Origin of the sequence: Actinopolymorpha sp. B17G11, assembly GCF_040196095.1 — a bacterium.
Taxonomy (GTDB): Bacteria; Actinomycetota; Actinomycetes; order Propionibacteriales; family Actinopolymorphaceae; genus Thermasporomyces.
In genome coordinates this window covers 148,955-173,605 of record NZ_JBEFTW010000007.1, presented here as the reverse complement: position 1 = coordinate 173,605, position 24,651 = coordinate 148,955, and the positions used below count along the sequence as shown (strand labels likewise).

Below are 24,651 nucleotides of genomic sequence, written 5' to 3'. Positions count from 1 at the left end.
TGTGCGCCATGGTGGCGGTCCTCAGCCTCGCCGGTAGCTCGTGTTCGCTCATCGAATTGTGGGGCGACGGCGGAGCTGCCGGCGGGCCGGGTCCGGCAGCTGGTTCCGGTGGCGGAGAGGGCGTGCGTTCGGTGTCGACCGGGAACGATGGCGCGTTCGCCGAGTCGCCAGTCGGCAACAAGAGCGACGCGTCGGCCCGGCTCGTCGGCCTCGATACGGACACGGCCGAAGGCGTGGAGACGGTGACCTTCACCTTCGCCGATACCAAGGTCCTGCCGAAGTTCCGGGTGGGCTACATTGACGCTCTCCGGGCCCATCCCGAAGACGAGCCACTTCCGTTGTCTGGCAACGCATTGCTCGAGGTGGAGTTCAGCCTGACCAACCCCAACACCAAGAACCGGTTGGCGGTGCGTCCCGACCTCACCCCCGAGCAGCCGCAGGTCAAGGAGGTCCTCCTGGCCCGCAATCTGGGCGGCAGCCTGACCTTCGGAGTGGGACTCGACCGCAGGGCCCCGTTCCGCGCGAAGCAACTGTCCAACCCGACTCGACTGGTCGTGGAGGTGCGCACGAGGTGAGCGAGACGAGTCCGCGGGGTGCCGGGGGTTCGGATGGGGGTCTGCGGGCGGTGGCACCGCCCTGGGTGAAGCGGTCCGGTCGGGCGGTGACCCGCACGTTCGGGCGTTACACGTCCGGCGGTCGGCTGGTTCCCAGCTTCCTGATCGTGGGAGGCCAGCGCTGCGGCACCACCTCGTTGCACCGGGCGCTCATCGCTCACCCTGTGGTCGCCGGACCTGTACTGCACAAGGGCGTCAACTACTTCGACCTCAACTACGACCGCGGCCCGGCGTGGTACCGCGCGCACTTCCCGCTGCTCTCCACCGCCAGGCGCCGGGCCGGCAACTGGTCGGTGGGATCGGGCGAGCCGCAGGCCATGGAGTCCTGCGGTTACTACCTCTACCACCCGTTGGCGCTGCCGCGGATCGCGCGCGACCTGCCCGGGGTACGGCTCATCGTCATGGTCCGTGACCCGATAGAGCGGGCCTGGTCGGCCTACAAGCATGGTCTCGCGCGCGGTTTCGAGACCGAGTCGTTCGAACGCGCCCTCGACCTCGAGCCGGAGCGACTGGCCGGGGAGGTCGAGCGCCTGGCGTCCGACCACGGCTACCAGAGCGATGCGCACCGCCATCATGCCTACGTCGCCCGCGGGCGTTACGTCGAGCACCTCCAGGCCGCGATCGACCTCTTCGGGCGCGAGTGCGTACACGTGATCGAGAGCGAGGAGTTCTTCGCCAACCCCGCGTCGACCTACGACGACGTGCTCGACTTCCTCGGCCTGCCGTCCTGGCTGCCGTCGGCGTTCGGTCAGCACAACGCCCGGCCGAGCGAGCCGATGCCGGAGCCGGTACGCAAGCAGCTCGCGGACTACTTCCTGCCCTACGACGAACAGCTCGCCAAGGTCCTGGGTCACACTCCCGCCTGGCGTCGCTGACCCGGCGCCCGCGCTCGCGGCGTGCCGGTCCTCGCGGCGTGCCGGTCCTCGTCGTCGGCGGGGCATGGGGAAACTCGTTGGTGTCGCGTCGGCGTGCGGACAATGCTTGGCGGCATGGACGGATTCGACCCGGCGACGAGCTTCGGCCCCGACGTGGCCAGCAGGTACGACAACTCGCTCCGAGGAGACGAGCAGGCTGCCTGCCGGTTCCTCGCCGAGGTCGCCGGGGGTGGTCGCGCGTTGGAGTTCGCGATCGGCACCGGACGGATAGCGCTTCCGCTCGCCGAGCAGGGCGTCAGCGTGGCCGGCATCGAGCTGTCCAGCGCCATGGTGGACCAGCTGCGGTCGAAGCCTGGCGGCGAGGCCCTGCACGTCACGGTCGGCGACATGTCCTCGGAGCGGGTCCCCGGCACGCACGCGTTGGTCTACCTCGTCTTCAACTCCCTCTTCAATCTGCTGACGCAGGACGACCAGGTCCGGTGTTTCGAGAACGCCGCCCGCCACCTTGCCGACGACGGGGCGTTCGTGGTGGAGGCGGCCGTCCCGAGCGCGTGGACCGCCCAGCACGAGTACGTCCGGCCTGAATGGGTCGGCACGGACAGCGTGGGGCTGGACGTCTGCCGCTATGACCCGGTGACCCAGCTGCTGGAGGAGAACCATGTCACGCTGTCCGAGAAGGGCATCCGGTTCGGGCCGATCGTGTGTCGGCTCATCTGGCCACCCGAGATGGACCTGATGGCGCGGATCGCCGGGCTCCGCCTCGCCGAGCGGTGGGGCGGGTGGGACAAGCAGCCGTTCACCGCCGACAGCAAGCTGCACGTCAGCGTCTACCGCCGCCGGTAGCTCAACCAGGCTCGGGATCGTCGGTCGCGCGAAGCCGGGCGGCCTGTGCTTCGAGGTAGCGCTGTTCCGGACGGCTGATCGTGCCGCGCGCAGCCGCCTGGTAGCTCGACCGAGCGGCGGCGGGATCGCCGCCGAGCTCCAGCAGGTGTCCGCGTACGGCGTCGATGCGGTAGTGGCCGGCGACGCGCCTGTCGGCGTCGAGCGTGGCGAGCAGGTCGAGCCCCGCCTGCGGGCCCTCCACCATCGCCGTGGCCACGGCGCGGTTGAGTGTCGCCATGGGGTTGGGCGAGATGCGGTCCAGGATCTTGTAGAGGATGAGGATCTGGCGCCAGTCCGTCTCCTGCGTGCTCCGTGCTTCGGCGTGGACCGCGGCGATGGCTGCCTGGAGCTGGTACGCACCGAGCGATGACCGGGCCAGGGTGGCGCTGATGAGGGCGACTCCCTCCTCGAGGAGTTTTCGGTCCCATCTGCCGCGGTCCTGTTCCGCGAGCGGCACCATCGCGCCGTCGGCGGTGGTCCGGGTCGTACGCCGGGCATCGGTGAGCAGCATCAGGGCGAGCAGTCCGGCGACCTCGCCGTCGTCGGGGAGCAGCCGGTGGACCTGCCTGGTCAGTCGAATCGCCTCGTCGGTCAGCCCACTGCGCGCCAGTTCGGGGCCGGAGGTGGCCGTGTAGCCCTCGTTGAAGATCAGGTACAGCACGTGGAGAACCACGCGGAGCCGATCGGACCGTTCGGGCTCGGGCGGCAGTCCGAAGCCGGCGCCGCTGACCTTGATGCGCTGCTTGGCCCGGCTGATCCGCTGCGCCATGGTGGCCTCGGGAACGAGGAAGGCGTGGGCGATCTCGGCCGTACGCAGGCCACCGACCGCCCGCAGGGTGAGGGCGACCTGAGCCGGCTCGGACACGGCCGGATGGCAGCACAGGAACAGCAGGGTGAGCGTGTCGTCGTCCTGCGCCGCGCGCTCGTCGCCTGGGCCAGGGAGAACCATCTCGTGTGCCGGCACCTGAGCGGCCACTGCGTCCTCGCGCCGTCGGCGGGCGCTGTCGCTGCGCCACTGGTCGGTCAGCCGCCGACCGGCGACGGTGAGCAGCCAGGCGCGCGGATCGGAGGGTACGCCCTGCTCCGGCCACTGGACCGCAGCGGCGAGAAGAGCATCCTGCACGGCGTCCTCGCAGGCGTCGAACTGCCCGTGCCGCCGGATGAGCAGGCCGAGGACCTGCGGCGCGCACCGGCGCAGCAGGTCCTCGATCGACTCGTCCGTCCGCGTACTCACATCCCAGCCCGTGCTCACATGCCTGACTGTGCCTTTCCCGCTTGGGCGCACAACCCTGCTTGGGCTCACATGTCCGACCCGGCGGAGAACATCACCGGACGCACTTCCACGGCCAGCCCTTCGACCTTGGTGTCGGGGATCATGCCGGCGAGCTCGACGGCGCGTTCCTTGGTCTCGCAGTCGACGAGGTAGTAGCCGCCCATGTACTCCTTGGCCTCCAGGTAGGGGCCGTCGGTGACTGCTGGCACGCCGCCGCGCGTGCTCACCACCGAGGTGTTCGACGGATCGGCCAGCGCGTGGGTGCTGATCATTTCGCCGGACTCTTGGATGGTCTTCATGAACTCGCCGTGCCCGTTCATGATCTCGTCGCGTTCCGCCTCGGTCAGGGCGTCGAGGATCTTGGGGTTGACATGCATGATCAGCAGGTACTTCATGGCGGGCTCCTCACGGGTTCGGCGCGCCCGGGACGGGCGGCCTCACAGGGAGGTCGGAGCGGCGACCCTCTCCACGACATTCCATCAGGGCAGGTTGTCATGATCATGCGTGGGTTGCCGGGCCCTTGTGGACGAGCTACCGCCCGGTTTGCCGCGCATGATCATGGTTCACCTGTGGCGCCGAGGGTCCTGTTCAGGTGAGGTCGAGGGCCCCGCGGCGGCGGGTGAGTCGTTCGACCTGCCTGAACGCAGCGACGCCGAGCAGCGGCAGCACCACCGCGAAGCCGGCGAGCGGCGCGAGCTCCCGCCACAGGTCGGCGACCGAGGCGCCCTTCGTCGTCGCGTCGACCAGTGCCTGGATGCCGTAGCCGAACGGGAGAAAGCGGGCGGGAATCCGCAGCCAGTCCGGCATCAGGGCGATCGGGTACATCGTGCCGCCCACCATCAGGATCGGGACGAAGAGCAGGTTGGACAGCTGGTTGGCGTTCCGGATGGCGACGCCGATCGCGCCGACCATCATGGAGACACCCCACATGCAGCAGATGAAGAGCACGAGGGTCACCAGCAGGGTGAGCGGCGCGATGTCGACCGTGAGACCGAAGACGACCGCGCCGGTCGTGAACGTCAGAGCCGCCGTCGCGAGCGACTCGAGGACGGCGAAGAGCTGGAAGCCGCCGAGCCACGCGTAGCGGGAGCACGGTGCGAGGAAGAGGTTGCCGAGGGTGCCGCGCTGGCGTTCGTCGTCGAGGATCTCGCCGGCGCTGAAGAGCATGCCGAAGAGCAGGGCGAGGCAGGCACCGCCGACGATGGCGTAGTCCCGCAGCTCACGGTCGTCGCGGTAGATGAGGCCGACGATGAGCAGGGTGAAGACCGGCAGCGTCATCCAGACGAGGACGTACGGCACCGGCCCGGCGGTCTGGATCTTCGTCCGGCCGGCCGCGTACGCCGACGCCGCCACGACCCGGATCGGGGAGGGGAGGGCAGTCACAGGAGGCTCCTCACAGCAGGTCGAGTTTGCCGCGGCGGCGCATGGCGTAGTCCACCCGGCGCAGGGACCAGACGCCGGCGAGGAGGAACACCGCGCTGGTGGCGGCCGCGGCCAGGAGCGCACCGCCGACCTCGGCGAGCGACCGGCCGGCCAGCGTGGTGGCGCGCAGGGCGTCGACGGCGTGCGCCAGCGGGATGGCTGCGGAGATGGGTTCGAGCCAGTCGGGCAACGCGGTCCGCGGTACGAAGAAGCCCGCCAACAGCCAGATCGGGGCCTGCAGGAAGTTCGACATCGCGTTCGCCTGCCTGGACAGGATGAACAGTCCGGCGAAACCGAGGCCGATGCACAGCGAACTCGCGTAGACAGCCACCAGGGACACCAGCGCGCCTATCGGGTCGGCCACCTCGAACCTTGCGCCGAGAAGCGCACCCGCGCCGATGCAGGAGGCAAGTCCGGTGATGTCCCAGGTGATGTTGCCGATGCCGTAGCCGAGGACGACGGGCATCGTGCGGGTGGGCGCGGCGATCACCGAGGCGATGGTGCCGGCGTGGATCTCCCACTGGAGCGCGTGACCGCTTCCCCAGACCGTCGAGTTCCAGGCCAACGTGGCCAGTATGCCGACGACGAGGAAGCCCACGACGTCCTGGCGCTGCACGGCTGCCTGTCCCGAGACCTGGTAGGCGACCGTGAAGCTGACCAGCAGCAGGAGCGGCATCAGCGGCGCGCGGACCAGCATGATCGGGTTGGACGCCCACCGCAGCAGGAAGACCCGCACCGTGGCCCACAACAGTCGCCAGTCGGCGCGGAACCGCCCGACCGGTGTGTCCGCGTTCATGCGTCCTCCTCGAACTCTCGGCCGGTGGCGCTGAGGAAGGCGTCCTCGAGGGACGGTTCGCGGATGTCGATGGTGCGCACCTCGGCGCCGCCCTCGCGAAGGACGGCGAGCGCCTGGTCGAGCGCGGCGGTGGTGTCGGTGCAGCGCAGCGTCAGGGTGGCGGCGACGGCGCCGTCGGCTCCGGTGTCGTGCTGGACCTGTGTCACCGGAGCGAGCACCCGCAACCGGTCGATCACCTCGCCCGCCGCCCGGCATCCCGACCGCTCGGTCAGCGTGACGACCACCCGGCGGTCGACCTTCGCCTGCGCCTTCAGCGCGGCCGGTGTCCCGCTGGCGACGATGATGCCGCGGTCGACGATGGCGAGCTCACGGCAGAGCAGGTCCGCTTCGTACATGTCGTGGGTGGTGAGCAGGATCGTGTGCTCGCCGGCCAGGTCGGCGATCAGCTGGCGTACGTCGATCGCCGCCGAAGGATCCAGCCCGATCGTCGGCTCGTCGAGGATCACCACCGCGGGCTCGTGGAGCAGGGTCTTCGCGATGTGCAGGCGTTGCTTCATGCCCCGCGAGTAGCTCTCGACCCGCTCCGCGGCGCGGTCGGTGAGCCTGACCCGGGCGAGCAACTCCTCGGACCTGGCCGCGATCGCCCGGTCGTCCATGCCGTAGAGGCGGCCCGCGTAGCGCAGGTTCTCCCGCCCGGACAGCTGGTTGTAGAGCCCCTTGTCACCACCGAAGAGGACGCCGAGCTGGCGGCGTACGGCGGTCTCCTGGCGTACGACGTCCAACCCGCCGATGGTCGCCGATCCAGATGTGGGGATGAGCATCGTCGAGAGCATCTTGATCGTCGTGGTCTTGCCGGCACCATTGGGACCGACCATGCCGAAGATCGTCCCGCGAGGTACGCCGAAACTGATGCCGCGCACGGCCTCGACGACCTCGCCGGAGCGGAACCAGCCCTTGCGTTTGCGGTACGTACGGCGCAGGCCATGGGCGACGATGCTGAGGTCGTCGGCCGCACTCGTCGCCATGTCCACGCCGGATCCGGCGGTGTGCAGGCAGGTGTCGCGGTCGGTGTCGCGGTCGGTGTCGCGGTCGGTGTCGCGGTCGGTGTCGATGGCATCGGTCATGAGACGGTTCCCCCGAGGAGGCCCGCGAGAGCGGGCGGACGGTTCGCCTGGACGACAACACCGGCGACCTGGACCGCGAACGTCTGCCACCACGACGTCGGCAGGGCTCCCGGCGCGGTCGGCGGAGGCGTTGAATCTGATGCCGGCGTGGACACGTGCGTGGGTGGTGACGTGGACGTCGGGCCGGGAGTCGACGCTCCGTAGGGGTCGGCGAGGATGGCCTGCCGGATCTCCTCCAGCTCCGCGGGCCGCAGCCGGAGCGCGCTCGACCAGACAGCCAGCAGGTCGTCGAGTGGGGAAGCTTCGTTCATCGTCGTACCTCCTCAAGGCTGAGGGTGTTGAGCCCGAGCGCCTTCGCGAGCGCCTGCCGGGCTCTGGCCAGCTTGTAGCGGATCGTTCCGGCGGGCTGGCCCAACGCCTCGCCGATCTGGGCGCTGGTCAGCTCGCCGACGGCGTGCATCGCGAGGATCACCCGGGCCTCCTCGGGCAGCGTCCGGACAGCTGTCATCACGTCGTTCATCAGCTCGTTCCTCTCCACGTGTGCGGCGGGTGGGTCGGCGGCGGCCGCGCCGGTCGTCGGCACCATGTGGTCGGCCAGCGTCCGGGCGGTCGCTTCCCGGGTGGCCCGCGCGCGGTAGGAGTCGGTCACCAGGTTGCGGGCCACGGTGAAGATCCACGCCTGCCGCCGCTGGGGTGGCAGTGCCCGCACCTCGTCGAACCGCCGCCACACCCGCAGGAACGTCTCCTGCAGCAGGTCGCGGCCCAGCTCGCGGTCGCCGATCCGGCCGAGCAGGTAGGCGTGCACGCTCGCGTGATACGCCTCGAAGATCTCGGTGAAGGACTCCTCGGCTTCAGTGCTCCGCGTCATCCCCGGCCACCGAGATGTCGCCGTACTTGGCGGTCGCCAGCAGCTGGACGACCGGGATCAGTTCTTTCGGCGCCGCGAGCGAGCCGACCAGGCTGATCGAGGTGACCTTGTCCCGGAGCAGGCCGGCGGGTACGTCGTCGTCGATCCGGAACGACCCGACCAGCAGGAGCCCGAGCGGCTCGTCGACGAGTTCGAAGAACCCTCGGCCGAACGTCTCGTCGCCGAGGAAGCACCGTGGCGACCCGTCGTACCACACCAGCTGGCCGGCTCCGGCGAGCAATGGCGCCAGCACGGACTCGCTCTCGCGTGGGACGATCACCTCTCCGGTGTAGTAGATCTGCTGGAAGCCCACTGCGGTGACCTGCCCGGTGACGATCGTCTGTCCGGTGACGACGAGAACGTCATCGGGTGACCCGCCCTGGTTGGCGAGGGTGCTCCCGCTCAGGGTCTGCTGGCCGGTGAGCGGTCTGAGCTGCTGCCCCTCGGCGTACCGGTAGTAGTGGACCATCCCCGTCATCCGGGTCAGGCCGGCGCCGAGAACCGACTCGCTTCCCCGGGGCGCGAGGACCGTGCCGATGACGATGACCTCGCGGTAGCCGATCCGGGTGAGGGGACTGGTGATGAGCAGCCCGCCTATCACCACGAGGACCTCGTTGTCGCCGCCCGGGTCGGCGAGGGCGTCGCCGCCGAGCGTCATCGTGCCGGTGTGGACCCGCACGTGCGCGCCGGTGGGGATCGGTACGACCGCGCCGACGTTCTGCATCGAGATCCGGGCGAGTGCGTGGGCGAGGTTCTCCGGCACCACGACGGCGCCGACGTTCGCGATCCGGTCGATGCCGGCCAGGTCCTCTTCCCAGGTCGTGTGCGAGAGGTCGAGGACCGGGACGTTCTCCACCACTCCGGTCGCCTGCAGGTCTGTCATGGCGCTCTTCCCTTCACCGTCTGCTCCCCAGAGCGTCGTACGCAAGGAACGTGTCGTACGCAAGGAATTTGTCGTACGCAAGAGGAAGACGGACGGACCGCTCAGGTGTTGGGAAATCGCTGCCGATTTCTGCGATCGATCCGGCCGGGACCACCGTCCGCCGGATCCGTATGACCGGTGAAGCCCATGATCCTGAAGGAAAAGTCGGCCATAGATTGGCAAAGTCCTCATGATCACGATCATGATCACCGTCATGATCACCGGGGAGGTGACGTTCGCGCGGGGGTTGTCGGAGGGGCGCGTTAGTCTTGGTACTTCACCCCGGTCCGCACTGCGAATCGGGGCGTTCGTGTTGCCCCGTCGCCTTTGTCACTGTCCCTCGACATGGCCGTCGCGGGCCACCACTTCTGTTTCTGGAAGGGATCCATGGGCCTCACCGGACTCATCGAACTCGTCGTCGCCGACCCCGCGATCGCGGCCGCGGTCGAAGCGGCACGGGCGAGTGCGGCGGCACCACTCGACCTCACCGCGCCCAAGGCGGTGCAGCCGTTCGCGGTGGCCGCCCTCGCCGCGCCGACCGACACCGGTGGCGCGGACCGCCCCGTCCTCGCGGTCACCGCGACCGGACGCGAGGCCGAGGATCTCACCGCCACATTGCAGAGCCTGCTCGGCGACGACAGCGCGGTGGCCTACTACCCGGCCTGGGAAACGCTTCCGCACGAGCGGCTCTCGCCGCGCTCGGACACCGTGGGTCGGCGGCTCGCGGTGCTGCGCCGGCTGGTCCACCCCGATGCGGAGAACCCACGACCCAAGGTCGTCGTCGCGCCGGTACGCAGCGTGCTGCAGCCGCAGGTCAAAGGCCTGGCCGACCTCGAGCCGGTGTCACTCCACGTGGGCGAGGAGCGTGACCTCGACGAGGTCGTACGCCGGTTGGCCGCGGCCGCCTACCACCGCGTCGACCTGGTGGAGAGGCGCGGCGAGTTCGCGGTGCGGGGCGGGATCGTCGACGTGTTCCCACCGACCGAGGAACATCCGTTGCGGGTGGAGTTCTTCGGCGACGAGATCGAGGAGATCCGGTCGTTCAAGGTGGCCGACCAGCGGTCGCTCGGCACCGCCGACCATGGCCTCTACGCACCCCCATGTCGCGAGCTGCTGCTCACCGCCGACGTCCGCGAGCGGGCGGCCAAGCTCGCCGTCGCGCATCCGGAGCTCGCGGAGCTGTTCGAGAAGCTCGCGCACGGGCACGCGGTCGAAGGGATGGAGTCGCTGGCCCCCGTCCTGGTCGACGAGATGGAACTGCTCCTCGACCTGATGCCCGCCGGCACCCACACGGTCGTGTGCGATCCCGAGCGGGTCCGCAGCCGGTCCCATGACCTGGTGGCGACGAGCCAGGAGTTCCTCGACGCCAGCTGGGCGGCCGCCGCCGGTGGGGGAGAGGCGCCGATCGACCTGGGCGCAGCCGCCTACCGCAGCCTCGCCGACGTACGCCGGCACGCTCTCGCCGCCGGGCTCGCCTGGTGGAGCCTGTCACCGTTCGCGGCCGAGCCCGACAACGCGACGCCCGCCGCACCGCTGCGTACCGAAGCCGGCGAGTTGGTGCAGGTCGACGTCGACGTCGAGCTGGGAGCGGTCGAGTCGCGCACGGTCAGCGCGCAGGCGGCCGACGCCTACCACGGCAACACCGACGCGATGATCACCGACGTACGCCGGTGGATCGCCGACGGCTGGCGGGTCGTCTTCGTCACCGAGGGGCACGGTCCGGCGGAGCGCCTGGTGGAGGTCCTGCGTGGCCAGGACCTGCCCGCCCGGCTCGACGAGCACCTCGAGCAGCTTCCCGAGCCGTCGCTCGTGCACGTCACCCGCGGCCGCGTCGACCACGGTTTCGTCGCACCCGAGGCGCGGCTCGCCGTCCTGGCCGAGGCCGACCTGCTGGGTCGAGGGGGCGCGTCCACCAAGGACATGCGTCGCATGCCCACGCGCCGCCGCCGCACGATCGACCCGCTGGAGCTGAGTCCCGGCGACTACGTCGTCCACGACCAGCACGGGGTCGGCCGGTACGTCGAGATGATGGAACGCACGGTCGGCACCGGCCAGCAGCGCACCACGCGCGAGTACCTCGTGATCGAGTACGCACCGTCCAAGCGCGGCCACCCCGGCGACCGGCTGTTCGTCCCCACCGACCAGCTCGACCTGGTGACCCGCTACGTCGGGGGCGAGCAGCCGAGCCTCGACAAGATGGGCGGCTCGGACTGGGCCAAGCGCAAGGGTCGCGCACGCCGCGCCGTCAAGGAGATCGCCGCCGAGCTGATCAAGCTCTACGCCGCTCGGCAGGCGACGAAGGGTCACGCGTTCGGTCCCGACTCGCCGTGGCAGCGTGAGCTGGAGGACGCGTTCCCCTACGTCGAGACCCCCGACCAGCTCGGCACCATCGACGACGTGAAGCAGGACATGGAGAAGTCGATCCCGATGGACCGGTTGATCTGTGGCGACGTCGGCTACGGCAAGACCGAGATCGCCGTGCGGGCGGCGTTCAAGGCGGTGCAGGATGGCAAGCAGGTGGCGATCCTCGTGCCCACCACTCTGCTTGTCCAGCAGCACTACTCCACGTTCGCGGAGCGGTTCGCGCCGTTCCCGGTGACGGTGCGCGCGCTGTCGCGGTTCCAGACCGACCGCGAAGCGAAGGAGACCCTGACCGGTATCGCGACCGGCGCGATCGACGTCGTGATCGGTACGCACCGCCTGCTCGGCAACGAGGTGTCGTTCAAGGACGTCGGCCTGATCGTCGTCGACGAGGAGCAGCGGTTCGGCGTCGAGCACAAGGAGAAGCTGAAGGCGTTGCGGGCGAGCGTCGACGTCCTCACGATGTCGGCGACCCCGATTCCGCGCACGCTCGAGATGGCGATCACCGGCATCCGCGAGATGTCGACCATCATGACGCCGCCGGAGGAACGCCACCCGGTGCTGACGTTCGTGGGTGGCTACGACGAACGCCAGGTGGTCGCGGCGATCCGGCGCGAGCTGCTCCGCGAGGGACAGGTGTTCTTCGTCCACAACCGGGTCAACACGATCGAGAAGGCGGCGGCCCGGATCCGTCAGCTGGTGCCCGAGGCCCGCGTCGTCGTCGGGCACGGCCAGATGCGCGAGCACCAGCTCGAACAGGTGATGGTCGACTTCTGGGAGAAGCGCGCCGACGTGCTCGTCTGCACCACGATCGTCGAAGCGGGGTTGGACATCTCCAACGCCAACACCCTCATCATGGAGCGCTCGGATCTCTTCGGTCTCTCGCAGCTGCACCAGATGCGCGGCCGGGTGGGTCGCGGGCGGGAGCGGGCCTATGCGTACTTCCTCTATCCGCCGGAGAAGCCGCTGACCGAGACCGCGCACGAGCGGCTCGCCACCCTGGCACAGAACACCGAACTCGGCGCTGGCATGGCCGTCGCGATGAAGGACCTCGAGATCCGTGGTGCCGGCAACCTGCTCGGTGGTGAGCAGTCCGGCCACATCGCCGACGTCGGCTTCGATCTCTACGTACGCCTGGTCGGCGAGGCGGTGGCCGACTTCCGTGGCGAGGGGGCAGTGGAGGAGGCCGAGGTCAAGGTCGAGCTGCCGATCGACGCGCACCTGCCGCACGACTACGTCGACAGCCAGCGGCTGCGGCTGGAGATGTACCAACGGCTCGCGGCGGTCCGCAGCCTCGACGAAGTGGAGCAGGTGGCGGAGGAGCTCATCGACCGCTACGGCGCGATCATGCCGAAGCCGGTGGAGAACCTTCTCGAGGTCGCGAGATTCCGGCTGCTCGCCAGGGAGGCCGGCCTCACCGACGTCACGTTGCAGGGCAACCAGATCCGGTTCGCGCCGGTGGACCTGCGGGAGAGCCAGGAGCTGCGGTTGAACCGGCTCTATCCCCGCACGGTGGTGAAACGGCAGGTCAGGACCATCCTCGTGCCGCGACCGGCGACGGCACCGATCGGCGGCCAGCCGCTGCGTGACCTCGAGCTGTTGCGCTGGGCCCGCGATCTCATCGAGGCCGTCGTGCTCGACTCCCGGGCACCGAGCACCTCGTCGTCGACACCCGCCTGACGGCCCCCGTACGCACCCTGCCGAGCAGAGATACGCAGGGGCACGGGCGACCACAAGTCTGGTGATCCCAGGGCTATTAGTCACAGACTGTTATCAGATGGGCCACATGGGCGATCGGCTAGGGTAACGGCAGCTTTGGGCTGTGTGCGGGGGAGACCCGTCGAATATCCGCTGACCACCGGGAGTGCCTATGCTGCCCGATTCGTCACCGACCAACGGTGGCTCGTCCCGCGACGACCTGGGGTCGTCACGGCCCGGCCGCCACCGCGGTTCCCGTCGCCAGCGACGCGAGGTCAGCCAGCCGAGCCGATCCACAGCAGTCACGACGCACCGCCAGTCCGACCAGGGCGGGCAACCGCAGAGTCAACGCCGTGCACTCCCCGTGGCCGCCGCTGCGGCCGGAGTCCTGGGCATCGGTGCCGCGGCCGCCGGAGCCGGGTGGTTCCTCTTTCTTCCCCAAGGGCAGGCGCCCACCGCTGCCGGGTCGCTCGACGCCCCGGCGAGTTCCAGTCTGTCCCGGGGCGCCGGCGTACCCTCCGACACGAGTGACACGACCCGATTGACCAGCAGCGAGCAGAACTGGCTTGGCGCGCCCGACTCGGCCACTCCGGGCAACCAGACGGCCACCGCCGATGCGTCCTCGTCGCCGGCACCGCGTCCGTCGCCGGCACGGACGTTGCCGGAGGCAGAGGAAGAGGCCGCGCGCCAGACGTTGCCGCGGTCGACACCGACGATCACGCCGACAACGGAGCCGACGTCGGAGCCCACGTCGTCGCCGTCGCCCACGACGAACTCGCCCGACCCCACCACTCCGGCGCCCACGCCGAGTGAGACGTCTGAGCCGGACCCCACGACGCCGAGTCCGTCGCCGACATCTGGCCTGCCGTTGCCGTTGCCCGATCTTCGATTGCCCGACCTTCCGTGACCGATAGAACTGCCGCTGCCGTAGGAGAGGGGCCGCGGCCCGGCGCCAGAGAAGCGCCCGGCCGCGGCTCCTTCCACGCGCGGCGGGTGGCGGGAAAGGGGAGTGTCCATGCCACCCGAGCATCCACGCGACAGCCACCAACCCGACGGCGATGGCCGGCGGACCTGGCCACCGCCGACCGGCCGGCCGGACGGGGGAGGACGCGGGAACGACCCGGAACCGCAGTGGCGTGCGGCCGGTGGCGCAGGATGGTCGCAGCCTCCGTCGCCCGTCGACCGGCCGGAGTGGTCACCACCGCGGCCGGAGGAACCACCCACGTGGCCGCCGCGACCCAGTAGCGGCCCTTTGTGGGACCAACCGCAGGCAGACAGTGGCCCCTCGTGGGACCGCCCTGGGGCAGACAGCCGGCCCTCGTGGGACCAACCGCAGGCAGACAGCCGGCCCTCGTGGGACCAGCCGCGACCGGCATGGGATCAGCCGCGACCGGCGTGGGATCGGGGACACTCCAGTGAGCCCAGGTCCTGGGAAGAGCTGAGCAACCAGGCGGCTGCCGACGATCCCCGAAGCGGCCAGGGCGCCGATCGGGGCGGGTGGCCGCCCCGCCGACCGGCGGGGTGGGGCGTCCCGGACGACCTGGATCCGGGCTGGAGCGCCCCGAGCGACCGGCAACACTGGGAGTCGCTGCACGACCCGCCTCGAGCTACGTGGCGTTCGTCGGACGAGGCCCCGGGGTGGGACGACGCCGAGTTGGACGACCGCACTCAGTGGCAGCTCCCAGCCCGATCCCCTGCGTGGCAGAACGACGAGCACCTGTGGGACGCACCAGACGACCGCGACCCCCCGATCTACTGGGAGCCGGACGACACCGACACCCACGCCGAGAACCGCGACGGTGCGAACCCTCGCCGTCATCGCCGCAAGAGGCCGCGGCGCGGGGCGTTGGCCGCCGCCGTGACGGTCGCTGTCGTCGGCATGGTCGGCGTGGTGTCGACGACGGGGTGGTACCTCGTCTCCCAGCAACGGCAGTCACGCACCGCCACCGAGAACCCGGACTCCGTGGGAGACCGCGGCCGTGCTCGAGAGGCCCGCATACCGTCAGAGACTGCCTCGGCCACGCCGACGGCCACTGCGACCGCCACCTCCACACCGACCGCTACCCGGAAGCCCTCGAGGACGCCGACTCCCACGCCGCGACCGACCAGGACCGAGGCGCCGGAGCCGAAGCGCACCACAGCCCCGCCTGAGCGCACGCCGTCGCCGAAACCGTCGCCCACGCAGACCGAGGCACCTGCCCCACCACCGTCGAAGCAGGCGACGTACGAGAACGAGGTCGTCCGCCTCACCAACGTCGAGCGGGCCGAGGAAGGGTGCGGGCCGCTACGCGCCGACGACCGGCTGCGTACCGCTGCCCGGGGGCACTCGAAGGACATGGCCGAGCGCGGGTACTTCGACCACACGTCGCCCGAAGGCACCACACCCTGGGACCGCATGCGGGCCGCGGGATACGACGCTCCGGGCGGTGAGAACATCGCGATGGGCTACCCCACGCCCGAGTCGGTCGTCGACGCCTGGATGGACAGTCGGGGTCACCGGGAGAACATCCTCAACTGCCGGTTCGAGGCCATCGGGGTCGGCGTCTACTTCGGGAACGAGCGGGGGCCCTGGGCGACGCAGAACTTCGGCTACCGCTGACTCAGCCGATCGGACGGGTCGTCGCGGCGATCTGGGGTACTGGCGGCCGTGAGGACCTTCGCGAAGCAGCGACTCAGCGGTTCGTCGCGATGGAGTCCGAACGTGCCGATCGGCGCGTAGCCGCTCGACTCGTAGAGCCCGATCGCCTCCGGCTGGAGCGCGCCCGTCTCCAGTACGAGGCGTCTGACGCCGGCCGCGCGGGCGGTGCGTTCGATCCCGGCCAGCAGTGTGCGGGAATGTCCACGACCACGTGCCGACGGTACGACGTACATCCTCTTGATCTCGGCGTCCCCGTCGCACAGGTCCGGGTCCCGGGTATCCCGGATCCGCCACCCTCCGCACCCGGCGGGGCGACCGTCGAGGTAGCCCACGAGGAAGAGGCCGCTCGGCGGCTGGAACTCCGCCGGATCGACCGGGGTCTTGTCGGTGTCGCCGTACCACTCGACGTACCACCGCTGGAGCTCGTCGATCAGGGTCGTGGCGTGGGCATGGTCATAGGCGAGCGTACGGACGTCCACGGCCGCCCAATCTAGCTCGGCGGACTGGCGGTCCACGGGGAGCGGTGGGCGTTCGACGGCCCGTATGGTCTGATGTCTGCTTGCGACCAGCCCACCACCGGGCACCGTCTCTTCGTGGAGGTTCACTCGTTCATGTCCACCGTCCCCCTACTGACCCTGAACAACGGTGTGCAGATCCCGCAGCTCGGCTTCGGCGTCTGGCAGGTCCCGAACGTCGACGCCGTGGCCGCCGTGAAGACCGCCATCGAGGTGGGCTACCGCAGCATCGACACCGCCGCGATCTACGGCAACGAGGAGGGGACGGGGCAGGCGATCGCCGAGTGCGACGTTCCCCGTGAGGACCTGTTCGTCACCACGAAGCTGTGGAACGCCGAGCAGGGGTACGACTCGACGATGGTGGCGTTCGAGGAGAGCCTGCGCAAGCTGCGGCTGGGCTACGTCGACCTGTACCTGATCCACTGGCCGGCGGCGGGCCAGGACAAGTACGTCGACACCTGGCGGGCGTTCGAGAAGCTGTACGCCGACGGGAGGATCAAGGCCATCGGGGTGTCGAACTTCCAGGCGTCGCACCTGCAGCGGCTCTTCGACGAGACCGGCACGGTCCCTACCGTCAACCAGATCGAGCTCCATCCCTATCTCGTGCAGGCCGACATGCGGGAGTTCGACGCGAAGTACGACATCCGCACCGAGGCGTGGAGCCCGCTCGCGCAGGGCGGCACGGTCCTCGCCGACCCGGTGATCACCGGACTGGCGGAGCGCTACGGCCGGACGCCGGCGCAGGTGATTCTGCGGTGGCATCTGCAGCTGGGGAACGTCGTCATCCCGAAGTCCGTCACCCCGTCGCGGATCGCGGAGAACTTCGCGGTGTTCGACTTCGAGCTCAGCTCAGACGACGTGGCCGCCATCACCGCCCTGGACAGGGGTGAGCGGACCGGGCCCGACCCGGACGTGTTCGGGGCCTGAGCCTCTGAAGGGCGCCGGCGCGCGTGCAAGGCGTCCGCGCGCGCCTTTCTACGCCGCCATTCCTGCGACGCCACAGCTAGATGGCCATCTAGGTCGCACCGATGAGCAGCCAGAGACCGCCCAGGGCGAACAGTGCCGCTGCGGAGTAGCGGATCGCCCGCTCGGGCAGGCGTACGGCGAGCTGGTGGCCGATCGCGATGGCGATCGCGTCGGCGATGACCATGCCGACGGTGGAGCCCACCCAGATCCCGAACCACTGGTGCTGGGTGGCGAGGGTGACCGTGGCGAGCATCGTCTTGTCGCCGAGTTCGGCGAGGAAGAAGGCTGTGGTCACGGCGATGACCGCGGACCGCCCGGTCCGGCGGGTGCGGGCTTGGTCGGACTCGTGCAGGACGTCGCCACGAAGTGTCCACGCCGCGAAGCCGAGGAACGCGAGGCCGGCGACCAGGGAGATCCAGGTCGCCGGCAGCGCGGCACCCAGCCCGTGCCCGACTCCGACGGAGACCGCGTGGACCGCCGTGGTGGCAATGCAGATGCCCGCGAGCACCGGTGCGGGGCGGTAGCGGGTCGCGAAGAGCATGGCCATCAGCTGGGACTTGTCGCCGAGTTCGGCGACGAAGATCACGGCGAAGCCGATGGCGAAACTGGTAACGAGAGCGTCCATGCCGGCGGTGCCACTCCTCGATGCTTCAGCGGTCTGGTCGTACCGCCGGATCGAGGGGTTGCGTGACCTCGACCCGGCGACATCGCCTTGGGTCGAAGGTCTCGCCCGCCTTGGTGGAAGGCCGCCGGGCCGGGCATCGCTCGCGGTGCGCGACGCCAGTGTGTCGACCACGGTGTTGAGGGCTACTCCCCTTCGCAGGCTCAAGGGTGCCCCGCCAGCCGCTGATTGTCAATCAGTTGCGCAAATGAGAGAACTACCTCGCGCCGTTCGAGGCGATCGTGCGCGAGGCCGGCGCCTGCGGCGTGATCATTCCGGCCCGCGAACGGGGTCGTCCCGGCGTACGGAAGAATTCAGCGCACCATGACCGCGCAGGTGGTGCGATGACTGATCAGGCGGGGCGTTCGACCGATCCGACCGGGCCCCAGCTCAGGGCCGCCGCGGACACGTTCGACCTGCTCTCGGCGCCGACCCGGCTGCACCTGGTCTGGCTGTTGGCCCGCCACGAGTACGACGTGGGAACCCTCGCCGAGCACACCGGTGCCACCGTGGCGGCCGTGAGCCAGCATCTGGCGAAACTCCGGCTGGCCGGTCTGGTCACCGCCCGCAAGGATGGCCGCCGACACATCTATGCCGTGGAAGACCCGCACGTGCTCACCCTCGTCGACCAGATCTTCTCCCACATCGCGCCAGACGGGTCTCTCGCGCCCGACCCACCGACCCCGACCCACCCCAGTCGGCGCCCGAGGCGCTGATACCGCCGGCTTCCGGTCAACCCCTCCGGGCGCTACGAGCGCCGCCCTGCGTACGATCGGGTGCGGCGTCAGCCGACACGAAACGCACCGCCAGCGCCCGCCCGACCGGGGCGGAGCCAGTCGGCGCCCGGCCGGGCGGCTGGGCAGGACGTGCTCCGCCGCGAAGACGTGCCCGCCAGAAATGAGGTCCCGTGCTCGCCCTGAGGCGTACTCCTCGACTCGCCGTACTTGCCGCTGTCGTCGCCGCCGGACTCACGCTCACCGGCTGTGGATCGCTGTCCAATCCCAGCGCGGCGGCTCAGGTCGGCGGCGAGACCATCTCGGTGTCGTTCCTGCAGAAGCAGCTCGAGGAGATCCTCGACCACTCGGCACGCGCCAGCGATGTTCCGGGCGGGCAGGTCAACCCGAGCACGGCCGAGCTCGCCGAGAACCAGCGCGCCCTCCTCCAGCAGCTGATCAACGACAGCCTGATCACGGAGACCGCCGACCGGCTCGGTGTCACGGCCAGTCGGGCCGACATCGACAAGGTGGAGGACGAGATCCGGGCCCAGCAGGTGTTCATCCCCGGCGACATGCGCGAGGAGTTCGCCCGGTGGGTGGCACTTCGCCGCGAGCTCAACGCCAGCCTGCTCGGCAAGACGCCAGCGAGCCAGGCTGACCAGGCCAAGGCCGACCAGCTGCTCGGCGAGCAGATGCGCCGGACCTCGCGTGAGGTCGGTGTGACGGTCAATCCGAGATACGGCAGGTGGGACGGCGCGCAGCTGCTGCCGGGCGGCCAGCTGGTCGAACCCAGCGAGACGGAGCAGCCGCAGCTCCCGCCGGCCGGGCCCTGACCAGCGGTTGACGAAACGGGCCCCGTGACTGTGACGCCGCCGTGGCTGGGACCCCCGTGACTGGGACCCCCGCATCGGGACGGCTGCATCGTGACGGCTGAAGGTTCCGATCCGACACCGGCGGGACGTCTCACGCTGCTGCTGACCAGCCCTCGGGTGGCGCCGGGCCTGTTGTCCTGGCCGGCCTGGGAGTTGTTGCGACGAGCCGACCGCGTACTCACCGACGATCCGGATCATCCGCAGCGCCCGCCGCTGGATGCCGCCGGGATCGCGGTGGAGCACGCATTCGTCCCTGCACATGGCGCCGGCGACCCGGTGCCCGCCGCGGCCGCGCCGGCCCCGGCGCTCGCCCGCTGGCTCCTCGACGAGGCCGCGTCCGGAGTCGAGCTGGTCTGGCTGGCCCCTGACGACGGCGCTGGCGAGCTCGGGCGCGCACTCGCCCATCTGCTCGCCGAACGCGCCGATGCGGGCGCCTCGGTCGTGCCTGAGCTCGAGGTCGTTCCTGCGTCGTACGACCTGCCCGGTGCCCGGCTCCTCGACCTGGTCGCCGTCATGGACCAGCTGCGCGCCCACTGTCCGTGGGTGCGGGAACAGACCCACCGGTCGCTCGTCCGTTATCTCGTCGAGGAGTCGTACGAAACCGTCGAGGCGATCGAGACGGGTGACCGTACGCACCTGCGGGAGGAACTCGGCGACCTGCTGTTCCAGGTGGTGTTCCACGCCCGACTGGCCGAGGAGGGCGCCGCGGGCGAGGACGGGGCCGACGACGGCGAGCGAGGGGAGACGTGGACGATCGACGACGTGGCCGGTGACCTGGTGGAGAAGCTGATCCGCCGGAACCCGCACGTGTTCGGCGAGACGCGGCGAGAAACCGGCCCTGGCGATGTCGCCGAGATCGAGAACGTCTGGGACCAGCTCAAGGCCGAGGAGAAGCGGCGAACCTCCGCGGTGGAGGGCGTCCCCCTCGCCCTGCCGGCCCTGACGCTGGCCGACAAGCTTCTGGGGCGTACGCAACGAACCGGGCTGGCCATTCAGGGCCCGCGCGTCACAGCAGCCGAGGCGACCGGGGAGCCGCTCACCGCCGAACGGCTGGGCGAGCTGCTGTTCGCACTTGTCGAGCAGGCACGGGTGGCCGGTATCGATCCCGAGCAGGCGCTGCGGGACGCCTGCCGCCGGTTCGTCGCGGCCGTCGAAGTTGCCGAAGCGCCGCCGGCCGCAGGGTCGGGCGAGGCTTCCGAAGGCGCTGGAGGCGGCGACGCCCCCGGGCCATAGAGGCGGGGTGGCGCAACTGCCCGTGTGCGAGCCCGTGCGCGATGCGGTTTCGAAGCGGTGATGGTGCGGGTCGGTTCGTCCAGCCTCGAGGTGGCGCCGTTAGGCTCGAGCCCGTCAATCCAGTGGCGCAGCACCGGGGGCGCGAGCGCTCACATCCGTACCGCAATCAGGACGTACCTGGAGGAACCCACGTGGCCACGATCGATGCCGTGACCGCCCGCGAGATTCTGGACTCGCGTGGCAACCCCACCGTCGAGGTCGAGGTTGGTCTCGACGACGGCACCATCGCGCGGGCGGCGGTCCCGTCAGGTGCGTCGACCGGTGCGTTCGAGGCGGTCGAACTGCGCGACGGTGACGAGGCGCGTTACGGCGGCAAGGGCGTCGAGCGGGCCGTGACCGGCATCGTCGACGAGATCGCCCCGGAGCTGGTCGGCTACGAAGCGAGCGAGCAGCGGTTGGTCGACGCTCGGCTGCTCGACCTCGACGGCACCCCCAACAAGGCCCGGCTCGGCGCCAATGCGCTGCTCGGTGTCTCGCTCGCGGTCGCGCGCGCGGCTGCGGACTCGGCCGATCTGCCGCTCTTCCGCTACATCGGCGGCCCGAACGCCCACCTGCTGCCGGTGCCCATGCTCAACATCGTCAACGGCGGCGCGCACGCGGACAACGACGTCGACTTCCAGGAGTTCATGATCGCGCCGATCGGCGCGGCGACCTTCGCGGAGGCGCTGCGCTGGGGCGCCGAGACCTACCATGCGCTGAAGTCCGTGCTCAAGGGGCAGGGACTGTCGACCGGACTCGGCGACGAGGGCGGCTTCGCGCCCAACCTGCCGTCGAACCGGGCCGCGCTCGACCTGATCGGTCAGGCGGTCGAGAAGGCGGGTTTCTCCTTCGGCTCCGACATCACGGTGGCGATCGACGCGGCGGCGACGGAGTTCTACGACGCGGAGAAGGCGAAGTACGTCTTCGAGGGCGGGGAGAGGTCGGCCGCGGAGATGGCGGCGTACTACTCCGAGCTGCTCGCCGCGTACCCCCTCGTCTCCCTCGAGGACCCGCTGGCCGAGGACGACTGGGCAGGGTGGGGCGAACTCACCAGGGCGGTGGGCGCCAAGGTGCAGCTCGTCGGCGACGATCTCTTCGTCACCAACCCGGAACGGATCGCCCGAGGGATCGTGGAGAGCTCCGCCAACTCCGTCCTCATCAAGGTCAACCAGATCGGCACGCTGACCGAGACGCTCGACGCGGTGGAAATGGCGCACCGGTCCGGGTTCACCACGATGATCAGTCACCGGTCCGGCGAGACCGAGGACACCACGATTGCCGACCTGGTGGTCGCGACGAACTCCGGCCAGATCAAGACCGGCGCGCCGGCGCGGAGCGAGCGGGTCGCGAAGTACAACCAGCTGCTGCGGATCGAGGAGGAGCTGGACGACGCCGCGCGGTACGCCGGGCGGCTGGCCTTCCCGAGGTTCGCGGGGGCAGAGGACAGCTGACCTCGCTCTGCTGCCGGGTCACTGAGCTCGTGGCGACGGGCCAGCGTTGACGGGTCGGTGTTGACGGGTCGGCGTTGACGGGTCGGTGTTGACGGGTCAGGCACGGGTCGTACGCACTGACAGAAGGGGCGGAGGTCTCGTGGGCGAGGGGCGCAGGGACCGTGGTCCCCGACCGGGTGGCGGTGGGCCGCGCCGCGGTCGTCGCACCCCTGCCTCGCCGGGACGCGGCGCACGGGGCGGCACCGGTCCGGCTCGCGCACCGCGGCGGGCGAGCGCCCCGGGCAGTCCAGGTCGTGCTGAGGCCGACGCGGATCGGGCCGGACGCGGACCCGCCCGGCCGACCGGCGGGCGACCGGCGGCTGGTCGTGGTGGCGACCGGCAGCAGCGGAAGGACGCGGAAGCCGCCGAGACACCGTCGAGACGGACTGGACTCACCGGCCGCGCCGCGATCCTGGCGCTGGTGCTGGCCGCGTTGATCGTGTCGTACGCCTCCAGCCTGCGGGCCTGGTCCGAGCAGCAGTCCAGGCTGACCGAGCTACGCGCCGAAGCCGCCGAACGCAGGGAACGCGTGGCCGAACTCGAAGGCGAACTCGAACGCTGGCGCGACCCTGCCTATGTCGAGGCGCAGGCCCGGGAACGGTTCGGTTGGGTGATGCCGGGCGAGATCGGATATGTCGTGGTGGGGGCGGACGAGCGGGCTCCGGCAGACCAGTCGGGGACGAAGCCGTCGGGAGACGACGAGCGTCCGGCGTGGTGGAGCGCCCTGTGGGGCAGCGTCGAACGGGCCGGGAACCCACCGCGGCCGAGTTCGACCGCCACCCGTCCCGAACCCGCCGCCACGATCGACCCAGGCCCGGCCGAACCGCCCGCCGACCGATGACGGTGGGACGGTGGCGAGGAAGGCCCCAACTGATCCCATGAGCACCGAGCAGCACGGCCAGCGGGAGCGACCCGACGAGGCCGACGTGGCCGCGGTCAGCCGGCAGCTGGGGCGGCCCGCGCGTGGGGTCCGCGGCGTCGCCCACCGCTGTCGCTGCGGTCTGCCGGATGTCGTGGAGACCGAGCCGCGCCTACCGGACGGCACTCCGTTCCCCACGACGTTCTACCTCACCTGCCCGCGGTTGGCGTCCGCGATCGGGCGGCTCGAGGCGAGTGGACTGATGCGCGAGTGGACGCAGCGCCTGCGCACCGATCCGGAGCTCGCGGCAGCCTACGCCCGCGCACACCAGCGCTACGTCGACCACCGGACGGCGATCGACGACGTACCCGAGATCGCCGGCGTCTCGGCCGGTGGCATGCCCGACCGGGTGAAGTGCCTGCACGCCCTGGTGGCGCACGCCCTCGCCGCCGGACCGGGGGTCAACCCCCTCGGCGACGAGGCGCTCGCGCTGTTGCCGGACTGGGCGGCCGACGGCCCCTGCGTGGGCGTCGGCCGGACCCCGGACTGACCTCAGGGGTACGTGTACCTGCAGGACACCGAGGTTTCCGCGGGGTTGCGGCCGGAGTCTGACGTGGCGACGCAGCCTGGTGCGGGGCCAGGGCCTGGTGCCAGGGCATGGCCGAAGCCTAGATACTGAGCTGTGCGGGCCGCTCGCGGGAAAATGTAAGGATTCGGCGCACCTGGATCCACGAGGCGTAGTCCCGGCGGGTGAGCCTCACCAGCTATCCCATCGACCAGACCGGAAGGCGAGTGTCCACGTGCGAGTTGCGGCCATCGACTGCGGGACGAACTCCATCCGGTTGCTGATCGCGGATGTCGACGCCGGGTCGGCCGAATCCGGCTCCGGGCGGCTCGTCGACGTCGAACGCCGGCTGGAGATCGTCCGGCTGGGCCAGGGTGTCGACCGGACCGGGCGCTTCGCGGCGGAGGCATTGGCGCGCACGTTCGACGCCTGCCGGCGCTACGCCACGCTCATCGACTCCTCGGGCGCCGAACAGGTCCGGTTCGTCGCCACCTCGGCCACCCGGGACGCCGCGAACCGGGAGGAGTTCATGACGGGTGTGCGGGACCTGCTCGGCGTCGAACCCGAGGTCATCTCGGGCGAGGAGGAAGCGCGGCTGTCCTTCGCCGGTGCTACGAGGGAGCTCGCCGGCCGGGGATTCCCCACACCACACCTCGTGGTCGACATCGGCGGAGGCTCGACCGAGTTCGTTCTCGGCGGTACTGGTGACCTGCCGACCGTGGCCGGACCGCAGGCCGCCATCTCGGTCGATCTGGGATGCGTACGCCTGACCGAGCGGTGCCTTCCGAGCGACCCACCGGCGGACGCGGAGATCGCGGCAGCGCGCGCGGAGGTCGACCGGCAGCTCGACAAGGCGGGGTTGACAGTGCCGTTCGAGGAGGCCCGCACGCTGGTCGGCCTCGCCGGCACGGTGACCACGGTCGCCGCGATGGCCCTCGATCTGTCGTCGTACGATCCTGACCGCCTCCACCACGCGCGGATCCCGGCGACGGCCGTGCACGCGGCGTGCGCGCGGCTGCTCGCCATGGACCACGATGAGCGGCGGCGCCTGCCGTACATGCATCCCGGCCGGGTGGACGTGATCGGCGGTGGCTCGCTGATCCTCGACGGCATCGCCGCCCGGGTCGCGCCCTTCCTCGACCACGCCGAGGTCGTCGTCAGCGAACACGACATCCTGGACGGCATCGCGTGGTCCTGCGTCGAGGCCCCGAGGAGTTGATCCC

The 24,651-nt window shown here is 70.4% G+C and carries 24 protein-coding genes; 13 read left to right on the top strand and 11 right to left on the bottom strand.

Annotated elements, in window-relative coordinates:
* Positions 1-8 precede the first annotated feature (8 nt).
* From ABN028_RS10360 to ABN028_RS10350, 3 genes are all read left to right on the top strand, one after another.
* Complete coding sequence (locus tag ABN028_RS10360; protein ID WP_349325468.1) at positions 9-575, top strand: AMIN-like domain-containing (lipo)protein; 567 nt, start codon at positions 9-11, stop codon at positions 573-575.
* Positions 572-1,489: a sulfotransferase family protein gene (locus ABN028_RS10355; RefSeq protein ID WP_349325467.1), complete on the top strand. Its 918-nt coding sequence runs from the start codon at positions 572-574 to the stop codon at positions 1,487-1,489. The genes ABN028_RS10360 and ABN028_RS10355 overlap by 4 nt, the downstream gene beginning before the upstream one ends.
* Before the next feature lie 114 nt (positions 1,490-1,603).
* The gene (locus tag ABN028_RS10350; protein ID WP_349325466.1) at positions 1,604-2,332 is read left to right on the top strand and encodes a class I SAM-dependent DNA methyltransferase; all 729 of its coding nucleotides are present in this window, start codon (positions 1,604-1,606) and stop codon (positions 2,330-2,332) included.
* 1 nt (position 2,333) lies between these two features.
* Here ABN028_RS10350 and ABN028_RS10345 read toward each other — a convergent pair whose 3' ends face one another.
* The 8 genes from ABN028_RS10345 to ABN028_RS10310 all read right to left on the bottom strand — a co-directional run bounded on the left by ABN028_RS10345 (position 2,334) and on the right by ABN028_RS10310 (position 8,776).
* Positions 2,334-3,623 carry an RNA polymerase sigma factor gene (locus ABN028_RS10345; protein ID WP_349696439.1) on the bottom strand — a complete coding sequence of 430 codons (1,290 nt, stop codon included), beginning with the start codon at positions 3,621-3,623 and terminating at the stop codon, positions 2,334-2,336.
* A 47-nt stretch (positions 3,624-3,670) separates the two neighbouring features.
* The gene (locus ABN028_RS10340; RefSeq protein WP_349325464.1) at positions 3,671-4,039 is read right to left on the bottom strand and encodes a YciI family protein; all 369 of its coding nucleotides are present in this window, start codon (positions 4,037-4,039) and stop codon (positions 3,671-3,673) included.
* Between the two features lie 193 nt (positions 4,040-4,232).
* A complete protein-coding gene (locus tag ABN028_RS10335) occupies positions 4,233-5,027 on the bottom strand; it encodes an ABC transporter permease (protein ID WP_349325463.1) in 795 nt (264 codons plus the stop codon).
* 10 nt (positions 5,028-5,037) lie between these two features.
* Positions 5,038-5,862, bottom strand: coding sequence for an ABC transporter permease (locus ABN028_RS10330; protein WP_349696438.1), 825 nt, complete (start codon positions 5,860-5,862; stop codon positions 5,038-5,040).
* The gene (locus ABN028_RS10325) at positions 5,859-6,986 is read right to left on the bottom strand and encodes an ABC transporter ATP-binding protein (RefSeq protein WP_349696437.1); all 1,128 of its coding nucleotides are present in this window, start codon (positions 6,984-6,986) and stop codon (positions 5,859-5,861) included. The genes ABN028_RS10330 and ABN028_RS10325 overlap by 4 nt, the downstream gene beginning before the upstream one ends.
* Entirely contained in the window at positions 6,983-7,297 is a 315-nt protein-coding gene (locus tag ABN028_RS10320; protein WP_349325460.1) for a hypothetical protein, read from the bottom strand. Before ABN028_RS10320 ends, ABN028_RS10325 begins: the two co-directional genes overlap by 4 nt.
* Positions 7,294-7,854 carry an RNA polymerase sigma factor gene (locus ABN028_RS10315; protein ID WP_349325459.1) on the bottom strand — a complete coding sequence of 187 codons (561 nt, stop codon included), beginning with the start codon at positions 7,852-7,854 and terminating at the stop codon, positions 7,294-7,296. Before ABN028_RS10315 ends, ABN028_RS10320 begins: the two co-directional genes overlap by 4 nt.
* Positions 7,838-8,776 carry a hypothetical protein gene (locus ABN028_RS10310; protein ID WP_349696436.1) on the bottom strand — a complete coding sequence of 313 codons (939 nt, stop codon included), beginning with the start codon at positions 8,774-8,776 and terminating at the stop codon, positions 7,838-7,840. The genes ABN028_RS10315 and ABN028_RS10310 overlap by 17 nt, the downstream gene beginning before the upstream one ends.
* A 426-nt stretch (positions 8,777-9,202) precedes the next feature.
* Here ABN028_RS10310 and mfd point away from each other — a divergent pair, with 426 nt between their 5' ends.
* On the top strand, positions 9,203-12,856 hold the full coding sequence (mfd, locus tag ABN028_RS10305) for a transcription-repair coupling factor (protein ID WP_349696481.1): 3,654 nt from the start codon (positions 9,203-9,205) through the stop codon (positions 12,854-12,856).
* 363 nt (positions 12,857-13,219) lie between these two features.
* On the opposite strand, the gene ABN028_RS10300 is transcribed toward mfd, so the two are convergent.
* Entirely contained in the window at positions 13,220-13,891 is a 672-nt protein-coding gene (locus ABN028_RS10300) for a hypothetical protein (RefSeq protein ID WP_349696435.1), read from the bottom strand.
* Between the two features lie 637 nt (positions 13,892-14,528).
* Here ABN028_RS10300 and ABN028_RS10295 point away from each other — a divergent pair.
* Positions 14,529-15,473, top strand: a complete 945-nt coding sequence (locus ABN028_RS10295) for a CAP domain-containing protein (RefSeq protein ID WP_349325456.1) — start codon at positions 14,529-14,531, stop codon at positions 15,471-15,473.
* Here the strand turns inward: ABN028_RS10295 and ABN028_RS10290 are convergent.
* Positions 15,464-15,991 (bottom strand): GNAT family N-acetyltransferase, encoded by a 528-nt coding sequence (locus ABN028_RS10290; protein ID WP_349696434.1) that lies wholly within the window; start codon positions 15,989-15,991, stop codon positions 15,464-15,466. The genes ABN028_RS10295 and ABN028_RS10290 overlap by 10 nt on opposite strands.
* Before the next feature lie 132 nt (positions 15,992-16,123).
* On the opposite strand from ABN028_RS10290, the gene ABN028_RS10285 reads away from it, so the two are divergent.
* On the top strand, positions 16,124-16,954 hold the full coding sequence (locus ABN028_RS10285; protein WP_349696433.1) for an aldo/keto reductase: 831 nt from the start codon (positions 16,124-16,126) through the stop codon (positions 16,952-16,954).
* A gap of 88 nt (positions 16,955-17,042) precedes the next feature.
* Here ABN028_RS10285 and ABN028_RS10280 read toward each other — a convergent pair whose 3' ends face one another.
* Positions 17,043-17,618 carry a TMEM165/GDT1 family protein gene (locus ABN028_RS10280; RefSeq protein WP_349696432.1) on the bottom strand — a complete coding sequence of 192 codons (576 nt, stop codon included), beginning with the start codon at positions 17,616-17,618 and terminating at the stop codon, positions 17,043-17,045.
* Between the two features lie 380 nt (positions 17,619-17,998).
* Here ABN028_RS10280 and ABN028_RS10275 point away from each other — a divergent pair, with 380 nt between their 5' ends.
* The 7 genes from ABN028_RS10275 (at position 17,999) to ABN028_RS10245 (ending at position 24,647) form a co-directional block, all read left to right on the top strand.
* A complete protein-coding gene (locus tag ABN028_RS10275; protein WP_349325452.1) occupies positions 17,999-18,370 on the top strand; it encodes an ArsR/SmtB family transcription factor in 372 nt (123 codons plus the stop codon).
* Positions 18,371-18,561: 191 nt separating this feature from the next.
* Positions 18,562-19,203 carry a SurA N-terminal domain-containing protein gene (locus tag ABN028_RS10270; protein WP_349325451.1) on the top strand — a complete coding sequence of 214 codons (642 nt, stop codon included), beginning with the start codon at positions 18,562-18,564 and terminating at the stop codon, positions 19,201-19,203.
* Between the two features lie 90 nt (positions 19,204-19,293).
* Positions 19,294-20,475, top strand: coding sequence for a nucleoside triphosphate pyrophosphohydrolase (locus ABN028_RS10265; RefSeq protein ID WP_349696431.1), 1,182 nt, complete (start codon positions 19,294-19,296; stop codon positions 20,473-20,475).
* Positions 20,476-20,666: 191 nt separating this feature from the next.
* Positions 20,667-21,965: a phosphopyruvate hydratase gene (gene eno / locus ABN028_RS10260; RefSeq protein ID WP_349325449.1), complete on the top strand. Its 1,299-nt coding sequence runs from the start codon at positions 20,667-20,669 to the stop codon at positions 21,963-21,965.
* Positions 21,966-22,425: 460 nt separating this feature from the next.
* Positions 22,426-22,845, top strand: coding sequence for an FtsB family cell division protein (locus tag ABN028_RS10255; RefSeq protein ID WP_349325448.1), 420 nt, complete (start codon positions 22,426-22,428; stop codon positions 22,843-22,845).
* Positions 22,846-22,882: 37 nt separating this feature from the next.
* Positions 22,883-23,413, top strand: coding sequence for a DUF501 domain-containing protein (locus tag ABN028_RS10250; RefSeq protein ID WP_349325447.1), 531 nt, complete (start codon positions 22,883-22,885; stop codon positions 23,411-23,413).
* A gap of 250 nt (positions 23,414-23,663) precedes the next feature.
* Positions 23,664-24,647, top strand: coding sequence for a Ppx/GppA phosphatase family protein (locus ABN028_RS10245; RefSeq protein ID WP_349696430.1), 984 nt, complete (start codon positions 23,664-23,666; stop codon positions 24,645-24,647).
* Positions 24,648-24,651 lie beyond the last annotated feature (4 nt).